The following is an 18,488-nucleotide window of genomic DNA, read 5'->3' as shown; positions in this document are numbered from 1 at the left end:
TGAGGGACAGTATGTTTTCTTACATTATGTTAGGTACCAACAATCTCCCACGCGCCATTCAGTTTTACGATCCGCTAATGGAACTGCTTGGGCAACCGCAGGCCGGGCGTAATGAAGAAGGTGCGTCGTGGGGAACATTCAACGGCAACCACACCGTTGGGCTGTGCATCGGCAGCCCCTTAGATCGACAACCTGCCAGCGTTGGTAATGGCACGATGGTGGCGCTGAATGCACGTTCCGTCGAGCATATTGAGCAGTTACACACCCTCGCGCTCAGTCTGGGCGGCACAGATGAAGGCGCACCGGGTCATAGGCCGCAGTATGGTCAGGGATTTTACAGCGCCTACGTACGCGATCCGGACGGCAACAAGCTCGCGTTTATCTATTACGCGAACGTAGCCTGAAGGAGTCTTTATCCGGCAATTCTGCTATCGGTGTGAACTCGACAGGCATAGAACCCAAAAGCAGTTCAAATCTTTACCCCGAGTCGAAAAGTATGCGTGCGGCGCGAGAGGAGAAACGTGGTTTTCTTAAAGGCCGGAGGACGTCCTGGCTTGAAATGGTGCCGATAAGAGGAGTCGAACCTCCGACCTTCGCATTACGAATGCGCTGCTCTACCAACTGAGCTATATCGGCCCTGAAAAGGACATGTCCACAAATGTGAACACGGGGTAGAAGGTTAAAACTAACCGGGCGATGCGTCAATGGCCTTGTGAATCAAACGCCTATTTTTGCATCACCCGGATTCAATTACGCACGAATCGTGTCATCACCAGCTACGGCGGAACGCGCTCAGCGCTTTCCGTGTTCGCGATAGCGCGTTATTGCATCAGACAATTCTATAACCAACGACGAACCCGTTGCTCATAGCGTTCCCATTCCGGCCCGAAATGTTTTCGCAGCTGTTCTTCTTCAAAATCGATATGCAATCTGGCTATCACCAGCATAAATAATGGTACAGCCAGTATCCCGGCGAGGCTGCCGACGTAGAAAGCGAAGGCCAACTGGAGTCCGCTCATTCCAAGGTAAATAGGGTTGCGGCTCCAGGCGTAACAACCTTCGGTAACAAGCGTGGTCGTTCTTTCCGTATGAAGCGGGTTCAGCGTCGTGCGTTTCATCCTCATCTGCCACGCGGTATGCAGTGCTACCGCCAGACTAACGCAGGCCAGCAATATGCTTACGACGATATTCACCGCACCGAACGTAAAACGCGGGGTCGTCATCAACGCATCCATGACAAGAAATAATACTAAGATGAGCGGTGGCGGAAACCATACTCTTACTTTTGTCAGAAATGTACGCATGGCGAAGGGCTAACCTCAAAACTTTTGTATTGAACATTAATACAGTTATGAATAACCCTTTTAGGATAAACAAACAAACGATGCATCGCTCAGAACAGCAAACCTTCTTGAGATCTAGGTTGAGAAAGTTGAACCAGATACAGGTTCATACAAACTAACAGAGTGCTCGTAATACCGGATAAAATCACTAAATGTCACTGGCGGTAAAAATTGATAGCCTTGCAGGTAATCAACTCTCTGTTTTTCCAGCCATTGCTGTTGAAAGTCATGTTCAACGCCCTCCGCCACTACGCGTAGCCCTAAAAGCCCGGAAAGATGAATAATTGACTCAAGCATAGGAATATGTTGCTCAACCTCTTTAATAGCCTTAATGAATGTTTTATCAATCTTGATTACATCCAGGTCTAACTCATTGAGATAACAGAGGTTAGCGTAACCGGTCCCAAAATCATCTAAAGCAAACAGAACGCCTCTGTTTCGTAATGAACGAATAAGCTCTTTGATTGCTGGAGTGATTGTAAGCGTCTGATTTTCAGTTATTTCTATCATCAGTTTTATGGGTAATTTTTGCGTCATTTCCATAAAGTTAAGGCATTCCCAATAAAAGACAGGGTTACTTAAACCTGATGGGCTGACATTAAATGAGACAAATAAAGTGTTGTTGATCCCTACACCTCCGCCGACGAAATCACGCGCAACGACGGTCATTAAATAGCTGGTCAACTCATTAATCAACCCACTTTTTTCTGCCAATGGAATAAACTCACGCTGAGAAATAGCGTAGTTATGCCCCTGTGGCCAACGAGCCAAAACCTCAACGCCGCAAACATCACCACTGGTATTTACTATGGGTTGAAAATAAGGAATGATTTCTTCATTCCTTATTGCCATGCTCAGTCGACTAGTATCTGAAACATCATACACCTCATCGTAAATCATATTCTCCGCTGTATTTCTTAGCGGTGAACTGTCTTCACGCAAGAAATTATTCCTGGTTAAAAAAATGATTGTTTCATTGAAATGAGAAAATCCGAGCCGAGTGGTAATTTTTTCCCGATATCGATATACTGACTTAATTGTCAGCGAGTTGGCAATACAAAAATCGTGCAATCTTTCTTTAGTGAAAGAAGCATACAACATTTCTTCCTCAAACTCGGTTAAATAAAAAGTAAATAGTGGTGAACCTCTGTTGATTTCGGCTATCTCACCAGGTGCCAATAAATAATCTTTTAACTGAGAGATCACCTTCTCTGATAATTCCCATCCATTAATAAAAACAAACTCTTCATACCCTCGATTAACAGCCTGGTTTTCACTCATCCGAAGAACAATACAGCTCATATTAATGAACTGTGCACTATTTCTCTGGAGCCACTTCCTGATCAGGAATAATGGCAGTCGATTATCAATAACCAACACACAGGATGGATATTGTGGTATGACGGGTTGCGCTCCAGAAATATATGTGCGCGCATCAACCAGTACTAAATTTGGCAAAGACGCTTTTAACCCTGAGAAAAGGAAAATATCATAACTGAGAAGAAAAGCCTTTTTCACATTCATAGTTATCACCAACTTTAATTTATGGCATAGCAGGTCCCTCGTTTTATGCACGAGAGCATATACAACACCTTCGACCTCCAATAATTATAAGGCGGTGCGTGAGTTAACTTTTTCCATAAGTCATATTACACAGGTTAGGAATTTATGATTACAACTGTCCATATGAATATCCCCGTCAAATAGTAAGGCCATTTAAAATATTGAAAAAGGAAAATTCCCATTTTCTAATCAGAACAAATAAATTTACTCACTTTCACAACAAGACAAAACATAAAACCACAAAAAAGCAAAACAACAACATATGTAACTAAAAAAATTTGTAATACAATATATCAACTCTGTTAAGCAGCCCGACAAACCATAAGCGTACGTCGCAAATCTCTTATCCCATAAACATTTCCGGCGATACGGACAACCTTATAATAGAAAATATCCTGCCGTGACATAAGCAGCTCAGTAATTTCATCAGGGACATTATCATTTTTATTTTTAACAATAGCCACGCGGCGAGTCTGTCGGTATCCATCGTGATCTTTACCAATAAATTTCAGGACGACATTACGATCTACGGCATAATGTTTGCCCTGAATGACAAGACTTCCTACCTGAGATACTCGCCCTTCGGTGGCGGAAGATATCCGGAAGACAAGAAGGACTTCACCTTCAATTTTCACCCCCTGAGTTTGAGCTTCCAGATGCAGATAATTTTTAGCAGAACAAGTCAGCGTCTCAGGTTGCAGATGAAGATAAAAATATACTGTTATCGCTGCAAGGAGGATCACCCCACTAATAAATATAGTTTTCGCATTCATGCGCAGCACCTCGTTTATCTAGCGAACAAACTCCAAGAAAGTTCTCTTTAAGAGAATTGCTTGCTGATAAATTATTATCATCATAGAAAACTATTGTTTTCTTACCGCTATGACAAACCGAATTTACTTTTCGCCACATATCAGAGGATAAGAATGCTTTCGTTTTATCAGCATTATTGTCATCTGCAGTATAAAGTTCACAATCACCTACTGTCCTGATGTAGATAAAATTCCTGGTACCTGTATTAAAAGTCTTCACGATAAAAAAAGTGCTTGCGATTAAAGCGATTAATAAAATGAGAACAAAAATTTTTACGTATTTCACTTTTCTTGATGGAACTGCCATTTCCGTTTTAGGTACCAAGCGCCTGTCTTGATCCTCACTGGAGGATGTCGATGCGTCACGGACCGCAGCATGGAACAAAAATCCCTGTCTGGGCAATGTTTCAATGGGGTTCTCCGCCCCCAACTCGCTAAATGCTTTTCGTAAGACACTTATACTTTTATTAAGACTATGGCCGGATGGCACCATGCCATGCTTTTCCCATACTTCCTCAATGATAAATTCGCGGTGGAGCTGTTGATTTTTATGAGTAATGAGTAAATCAAGTAGTCTCGCTGTAGACGGCGAAAGAATTATTGTAGTATCGCCATGTTTCAGGCTTTTCCTGGTGGAATCGTACTCAACCTGATCATTAATTATACTTTTCATACAACCTGACTCTTAAATACCGTAATATTGAGTTCGGATGGCCAAAATTTCATCTACTCTGAGCTTATGACTGTATTTTATAAAGATACATACAGTATAGATTCAATATCTCATCATGACATATCCGATCAGATTCAATACTTACTCACGATTGAGTTTGAAGCACCCCTGCCCCACGGGTAGGTATTTCTGCAAGGCAACTATAAATTTTCTGTTTTATGTTTTTAGTTGGCTACTACGCCAGGTTTCCCCCGGCAACACATAACGCATGGTGGCTTCATCATCGGTTGAGTTGCACCCCTGGTGTACGATGATTTTAAAAAAAGTATTCCCGGTGTTTTTCAGCGTTCCGTTAGCCTCATCAATGGTGTAGGTCAGATTTATTTTTCTCGGGCGAACAACCAGTATAGTGTCCATAGCGATCACCGGGAGAGCCTGTCCGCCTTTTCCTTGATTACGCTCGGTAAACAGCGTGATCGGCATTTCACGAAACAGAATTCTATAATAACGCTCCTTATCATCCTGCGGTCCACGGTAGAAAATCTTAAAAAACTCACTCGCCTGCGGTGCCAGTGAGAAATTCAGCGGTGTAAACAGAAGTTCGCCTTCAGCAATGGCGCTTCTGTTTTCACCTCCCGGCCCCGGCTTATCAATTTTTACGGCGCTAATACTGTACAAATTCTGTTTGTGGCTATCGTTATAGATTCGCTTACTGATAAATGATTTATCCGATGGCATCTCATAGATGGTCGACTCCAGGTAGACAGCCTGTGCAGAGCATGCAGTCAGCCCACAAAAAAAGACAAATGCCCATCTAAGTGCGAAATGGTAGCGATTCATGGTGTGACGCCCACCCAATTCGCCGTCACTTTTATCTCTCCGCTGGCGCTGACGACACCTTCCCAGTCTGCTCCGGAAACGGTTAACAGCGAACGTGAATCATTCATGGGGAAAAGCAACTTCAAATCAGTCGTATAATAGCTTCCATCGTCATTGTTATTGGCGTCCCAGGGCGTCTGTTGCCACTGCGCATCGCTCATGCTGACTGGTGCTTCACTGCAGCTATTTCGTTTCTGCACTACGCCCCCCGACTGGCTGTTGTACTGCAGAAAGGCGGGGATTGGGACGGATAGCCCGCCTTGCGTAGAGGTAAACAGGCAATAAGGCACACTATTGATCGTTGTACTATCCCCGATAACCTGGGCGGTAATGCTATCGGCCTGACGAGGGCCTGAGACGGTTACGGTGTAATCCATTTCTATAGGAGCGGCATCGCCAATCGTGCCACTGCCGCTCGCAGAAGCTGTGTTGTCCGAAGAGACAATACTGATTCCATACTCCTTCGGCACAATATTGAGCTGTAACGAAGGGGTAAACTGGTAGTGCCCTGACTCTGGTGTTAAGCCATTATAAAAACCGAAAGTAAACGGCTGACTGTTAGTAATACTGATCCCTGAATCGACGAGATTTTTCAGAAATACTTTCGACAGAAAAATATAAATATACTCCCCGGACGTGGTGAAAACGTTGTAATACGCTGTTGAAGAACCATAGTTATACCAGTTTGAGCCATTCCCGGAGTATCTCACGGTGGCCGCTCCGGGCGTAAAACCAAGCATCGCCGTGTCAACATAAGCGCGAAACGTCAGAGAGGGGGTCAGATTAGCCGTTTGTTGCAGGTTATAACTCACCATCTTGCAAATCACACCGTCTGTGCCGCCCACCACGCCAAGCTCACAATAACCAGAGTCTTTGGTGATGCTCGGCGTTCCGTCGCTGGCAACCCAAAGTTCCTGAAACGCATTAGTCGATTCAAGCGACAGATGCCCGCGTTTGGTCAACGTATAATTAACGTAATTCCATGATCCGGTCGACTGGTCTTTGCAACGCTGTCCGGAAGAATAATCATAATTTACAGACGTATAACAGCGGTTGAATACGTAGGTTTCGCTGCTACCGGTAGACACATTGCGAAAATACTCATAGGCAGTATCCGTCAGAGAGGCGAATCCGTAGGCTCCGCCAACAACGCCTGCGACAGAGCCCACCTGTGCATGATAAAACCCGTTATTGTCAGTTCCTTGCCCGGCAATAAACCCGGTCGATGGACACTGGGTTCCACTATAACAACGTATTCCCCGGAAAGGCCCATTAATCGGGGAATTATCAATCCACATATCCTGATAATAATTTCCGGGTGCAGTCCAGCCCACAAAACCTAAATATCCGAGACTGACCTGCGAGGTACCGTATTTTATCCACGTATTTGACCCGCTGAAGCGCGGATCAAGTGCCGATGGGGTAATAAAATATTCACCATCGATAGCATTTTCAATAAACAAATAATTATTGCTGACTGAGCCGGACGAGGAGGCCTTCAAAGCTAAAACAGGCAAAGGCGTAAAGCTTCCCACAGCACAGATAAAAATAGCCAACTTATTTAATACTTTCATTTTATTACCTCTGTGCCATAGTGGTTTGCGTTGCGCATTTCACCTCACCCACCCACGCCGCGCCGCGTGCTTTTTCCAGATCGAGATCGGCTTCACAAACGCTGCCATTGGCTGAAATTAGCGTGATGACCGGATATTTTTTATCAATATCGATAGCAAACTCACCCTTTTCATCGGTACGTGTTTTCCCGATGTGGTTATGAATATCGGTATTTGCAGCTAACTGCCCATCAGGGTAACGAATACGCCCAAACACGGTGACCATGCTTTTCACTTCAGGGTTAATAACACCAACGTTACCCGGATATAGCGTCAGTTCCTGCTTGCGTCCTGAAACAATATCGAAGCTGTCCTCAGAGTTTTTATCATTGAGAATTTCCAGCTTGTACTGGGCATAGGGCGGCAGTGCAATGAAATTTGATTTACCGCTGAGAAGATAATTACGATTGTTAATCTTCGCCGCCAGTTTACCCTCACCGGTCAAATCTGTTTTCACGATGACACCTGACCGTTGCCTCTCTTTACTCAGACCGAAGTCTTTCCCAGCCCACGCCAGAGAGCCTTGAGAAGAGAAGTTCATATTGGTGGAGTTATCCGCGGAACGCGTGACCGATACGGTACCGGCGTTATATTTCGTGTCATAACTCAAATTGCCGTTTATCGAATAGTTGTTGTCGTAATATTGTTCACCACTCAGACGGGTTGACGCCGCCAGGCCGACTGATTTAATGGGGCCTTCAGTATACTGCTTACGCGCGCTGATATTCCCCTGGGTGCTGCCATAGCGATCCCGGGAGACCCCCATGCTCAACCAGGAAGCCAACGGCAACGATAAATCCAGGCTGACATAACGTTCCTGTCGCCCATCGTCATTTCGGTTGTTGTAGTAATAACGCTGGATCCCTGCACGCAGTCCAACCGAGGCATATCTGCCTGAATAAAGGGTCGTGCTGTAGTCCAGGTTACGGTATTTATTGCCTGAATAGCGATTCTCCGTCTGGCTAACGGTGAGCGAACCGCCATGAGGAATAAACTTTCCGATATTCAGCGTGCCGCCAATGGAATAATTGTCACGTTCCTGCACGGGCAAACGATCGCCAATTTTACTGTCTTCACGAGATGCCCAGAGAGAGCCATACCCCTCAGGCACATTGAGATTAATGTTACTGATGTTTCGCCATGACGAATCGTTCGCTACCAGCGTCTGAGTGCCAATGCTTACGTATTCATTTACATTGAGCGTGACATCCGTTTCATTAACCGCATTGTTGTCAAAACCGTAGAGCGTGGATTTCAGGCCCAGTCCCGACAATACCGCCAGCGTTACCGATGCGGCCCCGCCAGCAATCCATGTCTGCTCGCTGCCCAAATCCTGATAATGGTTTCGCTTATAGCTCACACGATCATAATCCAGTGAGCCGCCAAAAAACTGCCACGAGAGCTGATCAATTCCGGCTGCTTGTTGGCGGGCAAAGATTTTATTTACCCTGCTGATGCGACTATTAATTGTCCGGCCATTGACCACGATATCTACCGTGACGTCATAAACTCCATACGGGAAACGACTGGTATCAATTTCATAGCTGCCCATATTAAAGTTCTGCACGCTGAGCAATCGCCCGTCACGAAAGACATGAACCTCGCCAGCGGCTGGCAAAAATACGGTAATCGGCGTGAGCGAAAGCGCGGTATTTTCAACAACCGTACTTCCTTTATTTCCATAGCTCACACCGTAAATTTTACCGCCGTTCAGCGCATTCAGGCTGGCAATAGACTGGACATTCCAGGTGTCAAGCATCCCAAGCGCCAGTCGATACCCGTTATAATCGCGCTCATACATCGCCCGATAGAGTTTGCTGGTGCCATTGCTGTCGCCTATACCGTAAAACGAACCGTTAATGTTGATATGGTGCTCACGCAGCGATGTTGTATTGTCTACCGTCAGATAGCTGCGAGTACTGCTGCCGTTGTGATAATCGTTGTAGTAGGTACCAAAGTTATAATTCAGGACATTGGAGAGCGTCTCCACACTGGAAGGCCCAAGCAGACTGCTGCGTGCGACAATCGCTTCAGTTAGCGCATCTTTACTAACAATCATCTCCAGATGAAATGAAGAGACGTTAAGCTGCAGGCGTGCATTAGCCGATAGCTCGATATTGGTATTATCGTGAAACTTCACATCACGAATTTTTTCCACCAATGCGCGGGTTTTTCCAGATAACACGGCATTATTAGGTAATTCAGTAAGCGTCAGGGATTTAACGGTAATATTGCCATCAACAAGCGAAATTACCGCATCGGCAATTTTTTGCTGACTTTTCTCGTCAGTCTCGTTGTAGCGAATATATACCGGTACCGTCATTCCCTGCTCCAGTGAACGGGCGAAAGCGCTGGGAATAACGTAATTACCCACTTTTACTGGGGCTGCATGTGAAAATCCTGGTGTCAGCGCAAGAAAAAGGCAAAAGCTACCGCCGACAATGTTTTTTGTTGTCATATGCATCCTTACATTCCGGTATTTTATTTATCCCGTACAGATGGCTGCAATCGACCATCACTTCACTGTAATAAACTGCTTACCGTGCCAGATACCGATCCGTGAACGGCTATTATTAATATCGGTAAACTGTAATTTTATTTTCGTACCTGGCATAATGTAATAACGTTCGCGACAGCCTCGTCCTCGATCGCGGGCCTTCTCTTTACACGTGCCATAGGCGATCACTCGAAACGAAACATTGCCAGTATTGGTAATAACATCGCCATTTCGGTTATATTCAAAACGCTCCTTTCTCGGCGCAACCACCAAAATAGTTCCAATTTCAGCCGACGCTGTTGCAACCGCCATTTTATTGGCCCGGGTTTCCGCGCTCTCGGTAACCGGTTCATCAATCCATTGCAGACGATAATAACGCTCAACATCATCTGCTGGTCCTTTATAGAAAAAGCGAAATACATCCTTCGCCTGACCAGGAAGAATAAGGTTGGCAGGTGTAGAAAGTAACTCTCCGGAATTAACAGGCTTTATTTCGACTCCGCCAGCTAAAGGTGATGACAATTGTTTTACCGAAACACTGACATAACGCGCCGCATCAGTCGTATTGGTAATTTCTTTCGATAATGAACTCTCAGCAGAAGTCATTATCGATGTAATTTCACCAACATTAATTGCCCATCCGGGAAAAGATACTACTAACCCTACCAACATCGCTGTCGGTAAATATTTTTTCATGACACCATTCCTGATAAATTCGGGAGATAAAATTCTCCCGAATTTTTTATTACTTAGGTAGTCGTCCAGGTTGCATTGAACTGTACTTTTACATCACCAGTCCAATAGCCGTCTGGCAGGGCAGAGTAATCCGTTACTGCCTGGGTACCATCAGAAGTCGCTGACGTGATGGTGAATTTGAAGTTGGATTGATCGCTGACACGAGCAGCACCGTTATAAGCGCCATCAGCCATCAGGCTTTCAAGACCAGAAGTCGAGCTGGAGTTGACCAGGACAGTATCTGAAGACTTAGTCAGCGCGGTGCCATTCCATGCCACTCCTACGTTCAGGGTAGATGCATCACCACTGGCGTTGGTCAGAGTGTTGCTAATGATCTGCGCAGTCAGCTCAAAATCAGTTGCCGTCTCCTGGCCCTGAATAGTCACATCAAAAGCACCGTCCTGAGAGTTGAAGGCATTCAGTCCTTCAGCATACTGGAAAGTCAAAGAGTTTAGCGGGGTGACAACCAACATGCTGGTGGTATCTTTTGTTGCCGTCGCATCCCACGAGGCAGTTGCAGAAGCAGTAACATCTGCCATTGCATTTGCCGCAACAAATACAGAAGCCAGAGAGGTTACTAATAATAGTTTTTTCATTTTTATCTTCTCCTAAGAACAAACTCACCACCGAGTCTTATTATTAAGTCACTCCAGCGGTTCCATTAATTGCGAGCCAGAATTGCCGCGCAAAAAAATTATCATTTGAATTAAGTAACATCTCAACAAACCCTGAAACGCAGAAATTACAAAAGACTAAGAATTTTCTTACACAAATAGTCTTCCAGGAACTTTCCCAAGATATATTTACTCAAAATAAGCCGCATTTCAGAATTATTAACCACACAAATAAGTCGAACCAAACAATTCATCTTTTTTATGTTTTTGATAAATATCAAAAAGGTCATACAAATAAAACCCTAATAAAATCCTTACAAAACATAAAGATAATTAAAATATTTATATCTTTTCTAAAATGCTGACTATTTGTTACAACTTTGATAAATTTTCATCTTCACAAGAAAATTCTCATAAAACTTTCGTTTGAAGGGGAATATTCTTATAAACAAAGCAAAAATCTGGAGGATTAATACTCGAATTGATAATTATTTCACACAAATAAAACCAGGAATTTTCCATATAAAAAGAATATTCCTGGTATTGCAAGAAAAAAATCATATTCATAAAAGCGAGAATTAGATGAAGCTTTTCAAACCGAGATAACTATTAAGTGTTACCGTACGTACACGATGTAAGGTAATCAAATCTTGTTGTTCGAGTGATTTTAATGAACGGCTGACGGTTTCAATTTTAAGATCGAGATAACTGGCAATTTCTTCCCGGGAAAAAGGCAATCGAAGCGTCGTTTCCGGTCTGCCAATACGCAAATGCATCTCGTAAAACTCCACCAGGAAAGCGGCGATTCTGGCCTCCGCGTGTTTATTCGCATAACGCCGCAATTTCTCAACAATGAACCCATTATCTCTGCACAGAAACTTGATGACTGCTGCGGCAACTGAAGGATCCTTCTCTGCGACCTTGAACAACCGCGCGATGTCGATATGGCAAACTTCCGCAGTCGTTGCTGCCCTGATGGTGGTCAGATACGTTCTCCCTTCGACAGCATCCAGCGCCATGATATCCCCTGGAACATAAAAGCGGCTGATAAAAACGTTATCGCCACATTCCACGCTGGACTTGCAATACCCCTCATGAATCACAAAAAGCATCTCTGCGGCTTCATCCTGCCGAGCGAGAATCTCACCGGCTTTAAACTTCCTTCTTTTGTCTATTAACTTGTACTCATTATCACGATCAATAGCCGTTCCCTTTGGACACAGCGAACAATGGCGGGGTGGGAACGGATTGCCGAGCGGCACAACAGGAATACTAAGTTTGTGAATATCCGATTTCACGCAACAACTCCTCATAAAAATGAGACTGATTCTAATAGAACAAGCGTTGGGAACAATACGTGAACCGCAGACCAGGAAAATTCATTCCAGACAGGGAAAATTCTGTGCTGGCTCACTTTTCTGGCACAAACGAGAATATGAATAAATATAGTCTGCTGCGGATGATTAAAAACGCAGAGCTCAAACGAACGCGGGTATGGCGAAGAAGGTTAAAACAAACCGGGCGATGCATTACTGGCCTTGCGAATCAAACGCCTGTTTTGCATCACCCGGTTTCAATTACGCGCGAATGGTATCATCTCCGAAGCCAATCCACTTGTATGTGGTCAATGCTTCAAGTCCCATTGGGCCACGCGCGTGCAGTTTTTGCGTACTCACCGCCACTTCAGCCCCCAGTCCAAACTGGGCGCCATCGGTAAAACGGGTGGAAGCATTCACGTATACGGCAGAAGAATCAACTTCATTCACGAAACGGTTGGCGTTGCTGAGCGTGCGCGTCAGGATAGCGTCGGAGTGTTGGGTACCGTGTTCGCGAATGTGCGCGATAGCGCCATCCATATTTTCGACCACCACAACGTTCAGATCCAAAGACAGAAACTCGTTATCGAGCTCTTCCGGTTTCAGCGGCACCAGTTTGGCCGGGCCATGCAGTACCTGCATCACGATTTCGTCGCCGTGCAGCGTAACACCGCTTTCCGCCATCTTGTCGCTTAACGCAGGCAGGAAACGCTCAGCGATATCCTGATGCACCAGCAAGGTCTCCACGGTATTGCAGGTGCTCGGACGCTGGGTTTTGGCATTGACGATAATCTTCAGCGCTGGCGCGATTTCAGCAGAATCATCCACATAAATATGACACACGCCAATGCCGCCGGTGATGACCGGGATAGTCGACTGCTCGCGGCACAGCTTGTGCAGGCCCGCGCCACCGCGCGGGATCAGCATATCGATGTACTTATCCATACGCAGCATTTCAGCGACCAGCGCGCGATCCGGATTGTCGATTGACTGCACCGCTGCTGCGGGTAAACCGCAGGCTTCCAGCGCCTTTTGGATCACCGCCACGGTCGCAGCGTTAGTCCGGTAAGTCTCTTTCCCGCCGCGCAGGATCGCCGCATTACCGGTTTTCAGGCACAGGGAGGCAACATCAACGGTAACGTTAGGACGCGCTTCATAAATCACGCCAATCACGCCCAACGGGACGCGACGACGCTCAAGACGCAGTCCGCTATCCAGCAGGCCCCCGTCAATCACCTGCCCGACAGGGTCAGCAAGATTACACACCTGACGCACGTCGTCAGCAATCGCTTTCAGACGCGCAGGGGTCAATGCCAGGCGGTCGAGCATTGCTTCGCTCAGACCATTTTCACGCGCCTGTTCTACATCCTGCTTGTTAGCGCTAAGGATACTTTCCCTTTGCGCTTCCAGCTCATCGGCTATTTTTTCCAGCACGCGATTTTTTTCGCGGCTGGAGAGCAGCGCCAGCTTGTATGACGCAGCTTTGGCAGCAATGCCCATTTGTTCCAGCATATGCCTGTTCCTTAACGGGTAATCATGTCGTCGCGATGGACAGCAACCGGGCCGTATTCATAGCCGAGGATGGTGTCAATCTGCTGTGAGTGGTGTCCGGCAATACGGCGGAGCGCGTCGCTGTTATAGCGGGTCACGCCGTGGGCGATATCGCGCCCTTCGAGATTGCAGATACGAATCACTTCACCACGAGAAAAGTTGCCTGTCACGCTTTTAATGCCTTTTGGCAGTAATGAACTGCCACGTTCCAGAATCGCTGCGGTCGCGCCCTCATCGACGGTAATTTCCCCGGCAGGCGGCGCGCCGAAAATCCAGCGTTTACGGTTTTCCAGTGGAGAGGCCTGAGCATGAAAACGCGTTCCAACGGAAACGCCTTCCATCACATCGCCAATCACGCCTGGCTTGCTGCCTGCGGCAATGATGGTGTCAATCCCTGCGCGGCACGCGACATCAGCGGCCTGCAATTTCGTGCCCATACCACCCGTTCCCAGGCCAGAAACGCTGTCGCCGGCAATGGCGCGCAACGCATCGTCAATACCGTGAACGTCTTTGATCAGCTCCGCCTGCGGATTGGTGCGCGGATCGGCGGTGAAAAGTCCTTGCTGATCGGTCAGCAACAGTAGCTTATCGGCTCCGGCCAGAATTGCCGCCAGCGCCGAGAGATTGTCATTATCGCCGACTTTAATTTCGGCGGTCGCCACCGCGTCATTCTCATTGATGACAGGAACGATGTTGTTGTCCAGCAGCGCGCGTAACGTATCGCGGGCATTGAGGAAGCGCTCGCGGTCTTCCATATCCGCACGCGTCAGCAGCATCTGCCCGATATGGATACCGTAAATAGAGAACAGCTGTTCCCACAGTTGAATCAATCGGCTCTGCCCTACCGCCGCCAACAGCTGTTTCGAGGCTATCGTCGCCGGAAGCTCAGGGTAACCAAGATGCTCACGCCCGGCGGCGATCGCGCCTGAGGTAACGATAACAATACGATGCCCTGCGGCATGAAGCTGCGCGCACTGGCGAACCAGTTCTACTATATGGGCGCGGTTCAGGCGGCGCGATCCGCCCGTTAACACACTGGTGCCAAGTTTTACCACCAGCGTCTGGCTGTCACTCATGATTCTCTGCCATTCAAAATTGGGGAAAATGATATCAAACGAACGTTTTAGCAGGACTGGCCCCGGTTGCCAACAGCCAGCGCACAAAGCATGAAATTTTATTGCGCAGGATCAGCAAGCGTAGCGGCAGATTTTGACGCATTTATTACAGAAACATAAAAACACTCTTTTTTAAAAATATTCTTACTTTGTCATAAAACGTTCATTGCCAGACGTTAAAAACCTTCCTGTCTTTTAACGGGGATCACACCCAGTGAATATTAGCGCGTACTTTTAATCAGGAATGAAAATGAAAAAGAGCACTCTGGCATTAGTGGTGATGGGGATTGTGGCGTCGGCATCCGTACAGGCAGCTGAAGTGTATAACAAGAACGGTAATAAACTGGATCTGTATGGCAAAGTTAAAGCCATGCATTACATGACGGATTATGACAGCAAGGACGGCGACCAAAGCTATATCCGTTTAGGTTTTAAGGGCGAAACGCAAATTAATGATGAACTGACGGGTTATGGTCGCTGGGAAGCAGAGTTCGCAGGCAATAAAGCTGAAAGTGATTCCAACCAGCAAAAAACACGTCTGGCCTTTGCCGGTCTGAAATTAAAAAATCTTGGCTCGTTTGATTATGGTCGTAACCTGGGCGCGCTGTACGATGTAGAAGCGTGGACTGATATGTTCCCGGAGTTCGGCGGCGATTCTTCTGCACAGACCGATAACTTTATGACCAAACGCGCCAGCGGCCTGGCGACTTACCGTAACACCGATTTCTTCGGCGTCGTGGATGGCCTGGATCTCACCCTGCAATATCAGGGTAAAAATCAGGACCGCGATGTGAAAAAACAGAACGGCGATGGTTTTGGTACATCCGTTACCTATGACTTTGGCGGTAGCGATTTCGCCGTAAGCGGCGCTTATACCAACTCCGATCGTACCAATCAGCAGAATCTGCAAACTCGCGGTACGGGCGATAAAGCAGAAGCCTGGGCAACAGGTTTAAAATATGATGCTAACGATATCTATATTGCGACGTTCTATTCTGAAACGCGCAATATGACGCCGATTTCCGGCGGATTCGCCAATAAAACACAGAACTTCGAAGCGGTTGTTCAGTACCAATTTGACTTTGGTCTGCGTCCGTCACTGGGTTATGTGCTGTCAAAAGGTAAAGATATTGAAGGCGTCGGCAATGAGGATCTGGTGAATTATATCGACGTTGGCGCCACGTATTATTTCAACAAAAATATGTCCGCGTTTGTCGATTATAAAATCAACCAGCTGGATAGCGACAATAAACTGGGCATCAACGATGATGATATCGTTGCCGTCGGTATGGTTTATCAGTTCTGATTTAGGATAAAAAATGCCGGATGGGGTTGCGCCGCCATCCGGCATTTTACTGTTCATTATGCGGTTAATTTAACCGGCTCATCTTTAAAATCGTCAGCAGGCTCCAGCGCCAAATCCAGCGACGTTAACAACCCACGTAATTTTTCATGAAACTCACGTAAGGTGTATTCCAGTCGCTCTACCACTTCAGTCTCTTTCACCGGCACCGCCGTCCAGTTGCCATCTTTATCAAACAAACCAAACTGATAGCTGTAGGTAAAGCGTTTTTCCTGCGCCTCAAGCTCCATCCACCAGCCCCAGAACTCGCGTTTCTCAGGGGCGGGTTTCACGTTGACGCAAACAGCCAAACAATCGAAAAAAAAGCGATTATCTTCGCACTGTCCTTCCCGGATGTACGGGCCAAGCGCGGTGAATTTCTTGATCAATCTACTTTTCGGATGCCCACTCGGTAACGTCATTACGATCTCCTTAGGTGAAGCTCCTGTTTTACCAAATCGATAAAATTTAGCAAACTTTTAACACAATCTCTGATTGATCCACTTGGTTATTTCTTGCAGTCCTTTGTCAAAATTGCGATACACCGGATTGAATGGAATCTCCAGCAGCTTACCGTCAGAAGATGACGAGGTGATTAAACGCGACTCCTCTTCCGGGCTAAACGGGTCATTTTTCCAGAACCCAGACAGCATTGGCGTCGGGCAGCGTCGACCGAGCAGTCCCTGCACTTTTAATGAATAGCGATTAAGCTCAACGCGCAGCGCTTCATCGGAAGCGTCGTGCATCCCCAGGCGGCTGGCCAGAACGTCAAGATACATTTCCGGGACGCTTGCCTGACGCTGCGGGTCACTCAGCAGCGCATGCACAACCGGTCCCAGGCAGGCCACCGCCTTCAGCCGTGACGACTCCAGATACGCCAGGCGTACCGCTACGTTAGCGCCAAAACGGAAACCGAAGGCCGCCACGCGGGTGTGATCCACCCACGGGACATTAGGCAGCGCCTTTAATACATGCTGATGCAGCAGGCTGGAATCCTGAGTCAGTTTCCATTTTGATGAGAATCCGACCGACGGCATATCCAGCGTCAACATGGCAATACCGCGCGGAGCAAAGTAGCGCTCATACAGCGTGTAGTAGTCCGTTTGCATGGAATCGAGACCGCCGCACATCAGTACCGTCGGGAACGGACCATCGCCTTTTGGCATATGCAGGAAGCCGGTTATCGGCGCGCCGCCAGCGACCGCAAATTCCATCTCACGCAGCGTGCCCGGCAGCCGTTGAGCGGCTTCTTCATAGGCGCGATTAGCCAGAGCCTGCGCCTGCTCTGCCAGCTCATCGCCTTTCAGGTGCGGATAAGCGGCAATGTTGTACAGCGTAGAGGCATGCAGCCAGTGGCGTCCGCTCAACTGCGGATCCTCCTCCATAGACGCTTTCTGTTGCCATTCCATCGCCTGCTTTGCCCACTCATAGATCCAGTTCCCGCCACGATAGCCAATGACCGTATCGTAGAGCTCTTTATCCGTACGTTCGGCTTCACTCATCACGATACGCGCCTGTACTTCGAGGATTTCACGCGGATCGATGCCGCGCCAGATCCACATCAGACGATTCACCATGCGATACCAGTGCGGGATTGTTTTGCCATCCAGGGCAGATTGTACGGACGGCTGCGCGCCGTGATTAAAACGACGAACCAGCGTAGACGTTTCAGGGTGTTTGAAGCGGGGTTTGAACAGGACTTCGCTGAGGTTAGCTTGTGACATTCTTGCAGCCTCCATGAATACTCATTAAGGCATAGTGTAACCTGATGGGGATTAATAAAGAACAACGCCCGGCAAAGCCAGGCGTTGAAAGCGCTGTTGATTAGCGACCAGAGATCGGCGGGACAAACACTACGCCCATATCCCACGGCTGCTCAATCCAGGTATCCTGAGGGATATCAACAATATAATCATTTACCAGCGGACGACCTGCCGGCTTAGCGAAAATAGTGACGAAATGCGCTTTAGGATACATTTCGCGGATCGCAACCGCGGTGCCGCCGGTGTCAACCAGGTCGTCGATGACGATAAAACCTTCACCGTCGCCTTCAGCACGCTTAAGCACTTTCAGCTCGCGCTGGTTGTCGTGATCGTAGCTGGAGATGCATACGGTATCGACATGACGAATACCCAATTCACGCGCCAGCAATGCGCCCGGCACCAGACCACCACGGCTAACGGCAATAATGCCTTTCCATTGTTCAGAAGGCATCAAGCGGCTTGCCAGTTTACGTGCATGGATCTGCAACATGTCCCAGGTGACGACGTATTTTTCGCTCATGTGAAGTGTCCCAGCCTGTGTATCTACGGCTAATTAATAATTGAGGGTGAATCAGGTTGCGCGAGATTATAGAGATCTGACGCACTAAAAACCAGTGTTTCGCGGAATCCGCGCCTCTTTTTGCATGCTTTATGCTAGCCGTCGGCGGAGAA

Annotated in this window: 16 protein-coding genes, 1 tRNA gene and 1 pseudogene; 2 read left to right on the top strand and 16 right to left on the bottom strand. The window is 47.2% G+C overall.

Annotation, left to right across the window (positions count from 1 at the left end):
* Positions 1-11 precede the first annotated feature (11 nt).
* On the top strand, positions 12-404 hold the full coding sequence (locus OOJ59_RS00500; protein ID WP_160956347.1) for a VOC family protein: 393 nt from the start codon (positions 12-14) through the stop codon (positions 402-404).
* Positions 405-560: 156 nt separating this feature from the next.
* Here OOJ59_RS00500 and OOJ59_RS00495 read toward each other — a convergent pair.
* The 13 genes and pseudogenes from OOJ59_RS00495 to proB all read right to left on the bottom strand — a co-directional run bounded on the left by OOJ59_RS00495 (position 561) and on the right by proB (position 14,672).
* Positions 561-636: transfer RNA gene (locus tag OOJ59_RS00495), tRNA-Thr, on the bottom strand.
* A gap of 203 nt (positions 637-839) precedes the next feature.
* Positions 840-1,304 carry a methyltransferase family protein gene (locus tag OOJ59_RS00490; RefSeq protein ID WP_160956397.1) on the bottom strand — a complete coding sequence of 155 codons (465 nt, stop codon included), beginning with the start codon at positions 1,302-1,304 and terminating at the stop codon, positions 840-842.
* Between the two features lie 114 nt (positions 1,305-1,418).
* A complete protein-coding gene (locus OOJ59_RS00485) occupies positions 1,419-2,867 on the bottom strand; it encodes an EAL domain-containing protein (protein ID WP_160956396.1) in 1,449 nt (482 codons plus the stop codon).
* A 341-nt stretch (positions 2,868-3,208) separates the two neighbouring features.
* Complete coding sequence (locus tag OOJ59_RS00480; protein WP_038637718.1) at positions 3,209-3,679, bottom strand: hypothetical protein; 471 nt, start codon at positions 3,677-3,679, stop codon at positions 3,209-3,211.
* Positions 3,654-4,391 (bottom strand): winged helix-turn-helix domain-containing protein, encoded by a 738-nt coding sequence (locus tag OOJ59_RS00475; protein WP_121528633.1) that lies wholly within the window; start codon positions 4,389-4,391, stop codon positions 3,654-3,656. Before OOJ59_RS00475 ends, OOJ59_RS00480 begins: the two co-directional genes overlap by 26 nt.
* A 141-nt stretch (positions 4,392-4,532) precedes the next feature.
* Positions 4,533-5,231, bottom strand: a pseudogene (locus OOJ59_RS00470) (molecular chaperone).
* Complete coding sequence (locus OOJ59_RS00465) at positions 5,228-6,844, bottom strand: fimbrial protein (protein ID WP_160956305.1); 1,617 nt, start codon at positions 6,842-6,844, stop codon at positions 5,228-5,230. The pseudogene OOJ59_RS00470 and the gene OOJ59_RS00465 overlap by 4 nt, the downstream one beginning before the upstream one ends.
* A 4-nt stretch (positions 6,845-6,848) precedes the next feature.
* Entirely contained in the window at positions 6,849-9,341 is a 2,493-nt protein-coding gene (locus OOJ59_RS00460; RefSeq protein ID WP_085047774.1) for a CS1-pili formation C-terminal domain-containing protein, read from the bottom strand.
* Between the two features lie 57 nt (positions 9,342-9,398).
* Positions 9,399-10,076 (bottom strand): hypothetical protein, encoded by a 678-nt coding sequence (locus OOJ59_RS00455; protein ID WP_038637707.1) that lies wholly within the window; start codon positions 10,074-10,076, stop codon positions 9,399-9,401.
* A gap of 53 nt (positions 10,077-10,129) precedes the next feature.
* Positions 10,130-10,711: a common pilus major fimbrillin subunit EcpA gene (gene ecpA / locus OOJ59_RS00450; RefSeq protein WP_038637704.1), complete on the bottom strand. Its 582-nt coding sequence runs from the start codon at positions 10,709-10,711 to the stop codon at positions 10,130-10,132.
* 596 nt (positions 10,712-11,307) lie between these two features.
* A complete protein-coding gene (locus OOJ59_RS00445) occupies positions 11,308-12,027 on the bottom strand; it encodes a Crp/Fnr family transcriptional regulator (protein ID WP_069323872.1) in 720 nt (239 codons plus the stop codon).
* Positions 12,028-12,306: 279 nt separating this feature from the next.
* Positions 12,307-13,557, bottom strand: a complete 1,251-nt coding sequence (proA, locus tag OOJ59_RS00440; protein ID WP_085047718.1) for a glutamate-5-semialdehyde dehydrogenase — start codon at positions 13,555-13,557, stop codon at positions 12,307-12,309.
* An 11-nt stretch (positions 13,558-13,568) separates the two neighbouring features.
* Entirely contained in the window at positions 13,569-14,672 is a 1,104-nt protein-coding gene (gene proB / locus OOJ59_RS00435; RefSeq protein WP_003031373.1) for a glutamate 5-kinase, read from the bottom strand.
* Between the two features lie 289 nt (positions 14,673-14,961).
* Between proB and phoE the strand changes: the two genes are divergently transcribed.
* Positions 14,962-16,017: a phosphoporin PhoE gene (gene phoE, locus OOJ59_RS00430; RefSeq protein ID WP_042310379.1), complete on the top strand. Its 1,056-nt coding sequence runs from the start codon at positions 14,962-14,964 to the stop codon at positions 16,015-16,017.
* A gap of 56 nt (positions 16,018-16,073) precedes the next feature.
* Here phoE and crl read toward each other — a convergent pair whose 3' ends face one another.
* From crl to gpt, 3 genes are all read right to left on the bottom strand, one after another.
* Complete coding sequence (crl, locus tag OOJ59_RS00425; protein WP_061383058.1) at positions 16,074-16,475, bottom strand: sigma factor-binding protein Crl; 402 nt, start codon at positions 16,473-16,475, stop codon at positions 16,074-16,076.
* A 57-nt stretch (positions 16,476-16,532) separates the two neighbouring features.
* Positions 16,533-17,777: an esterase FrsA gene (gene frsA / locus OOJ59_RS00420; RefSeq protein ID WP_038637686.1), complete on the bottom strand. Its 1,245-nt coding sequence runs from the start codon at positions 17,775-17,777 to the stop codon at positions 16,533-16,535.
* A 100-nt stretch (positions 17,778-17,877) separates the two neighbouring features.
* Positions 17,878-18,336 carry a xanthine phosphoribosyltransferase gene (gene gpt, locus OOJ59_RS00415; RefSeq protein ID WP_038637683.1) on the bottom strand — a complete coding sequence of 153 codons (459 nt, stop codon included), beginning with the start codon at positions 18,334-18,336 and terminating at the stop codon, positions 17,878-17,880.
* Positions 18,337-18,488: the final 152 nt, after the last annotated feature.

Origin of the sequence: Citrobacter sp. W9 (assembly GCF_026719375.1) — a bacterium.
GTDB lineage: Bacteria > Pseudomonadota > Gammaproteobacteria > Enterobacterales > Enterobacteriaceae > Citrobacter > Citrobacter werkmanii.
The sequence above is the reverse complement of the archived record's forward strand: the minus strand, read 5'-3'. Positions and strand labels throughout refer to the sequence as shown.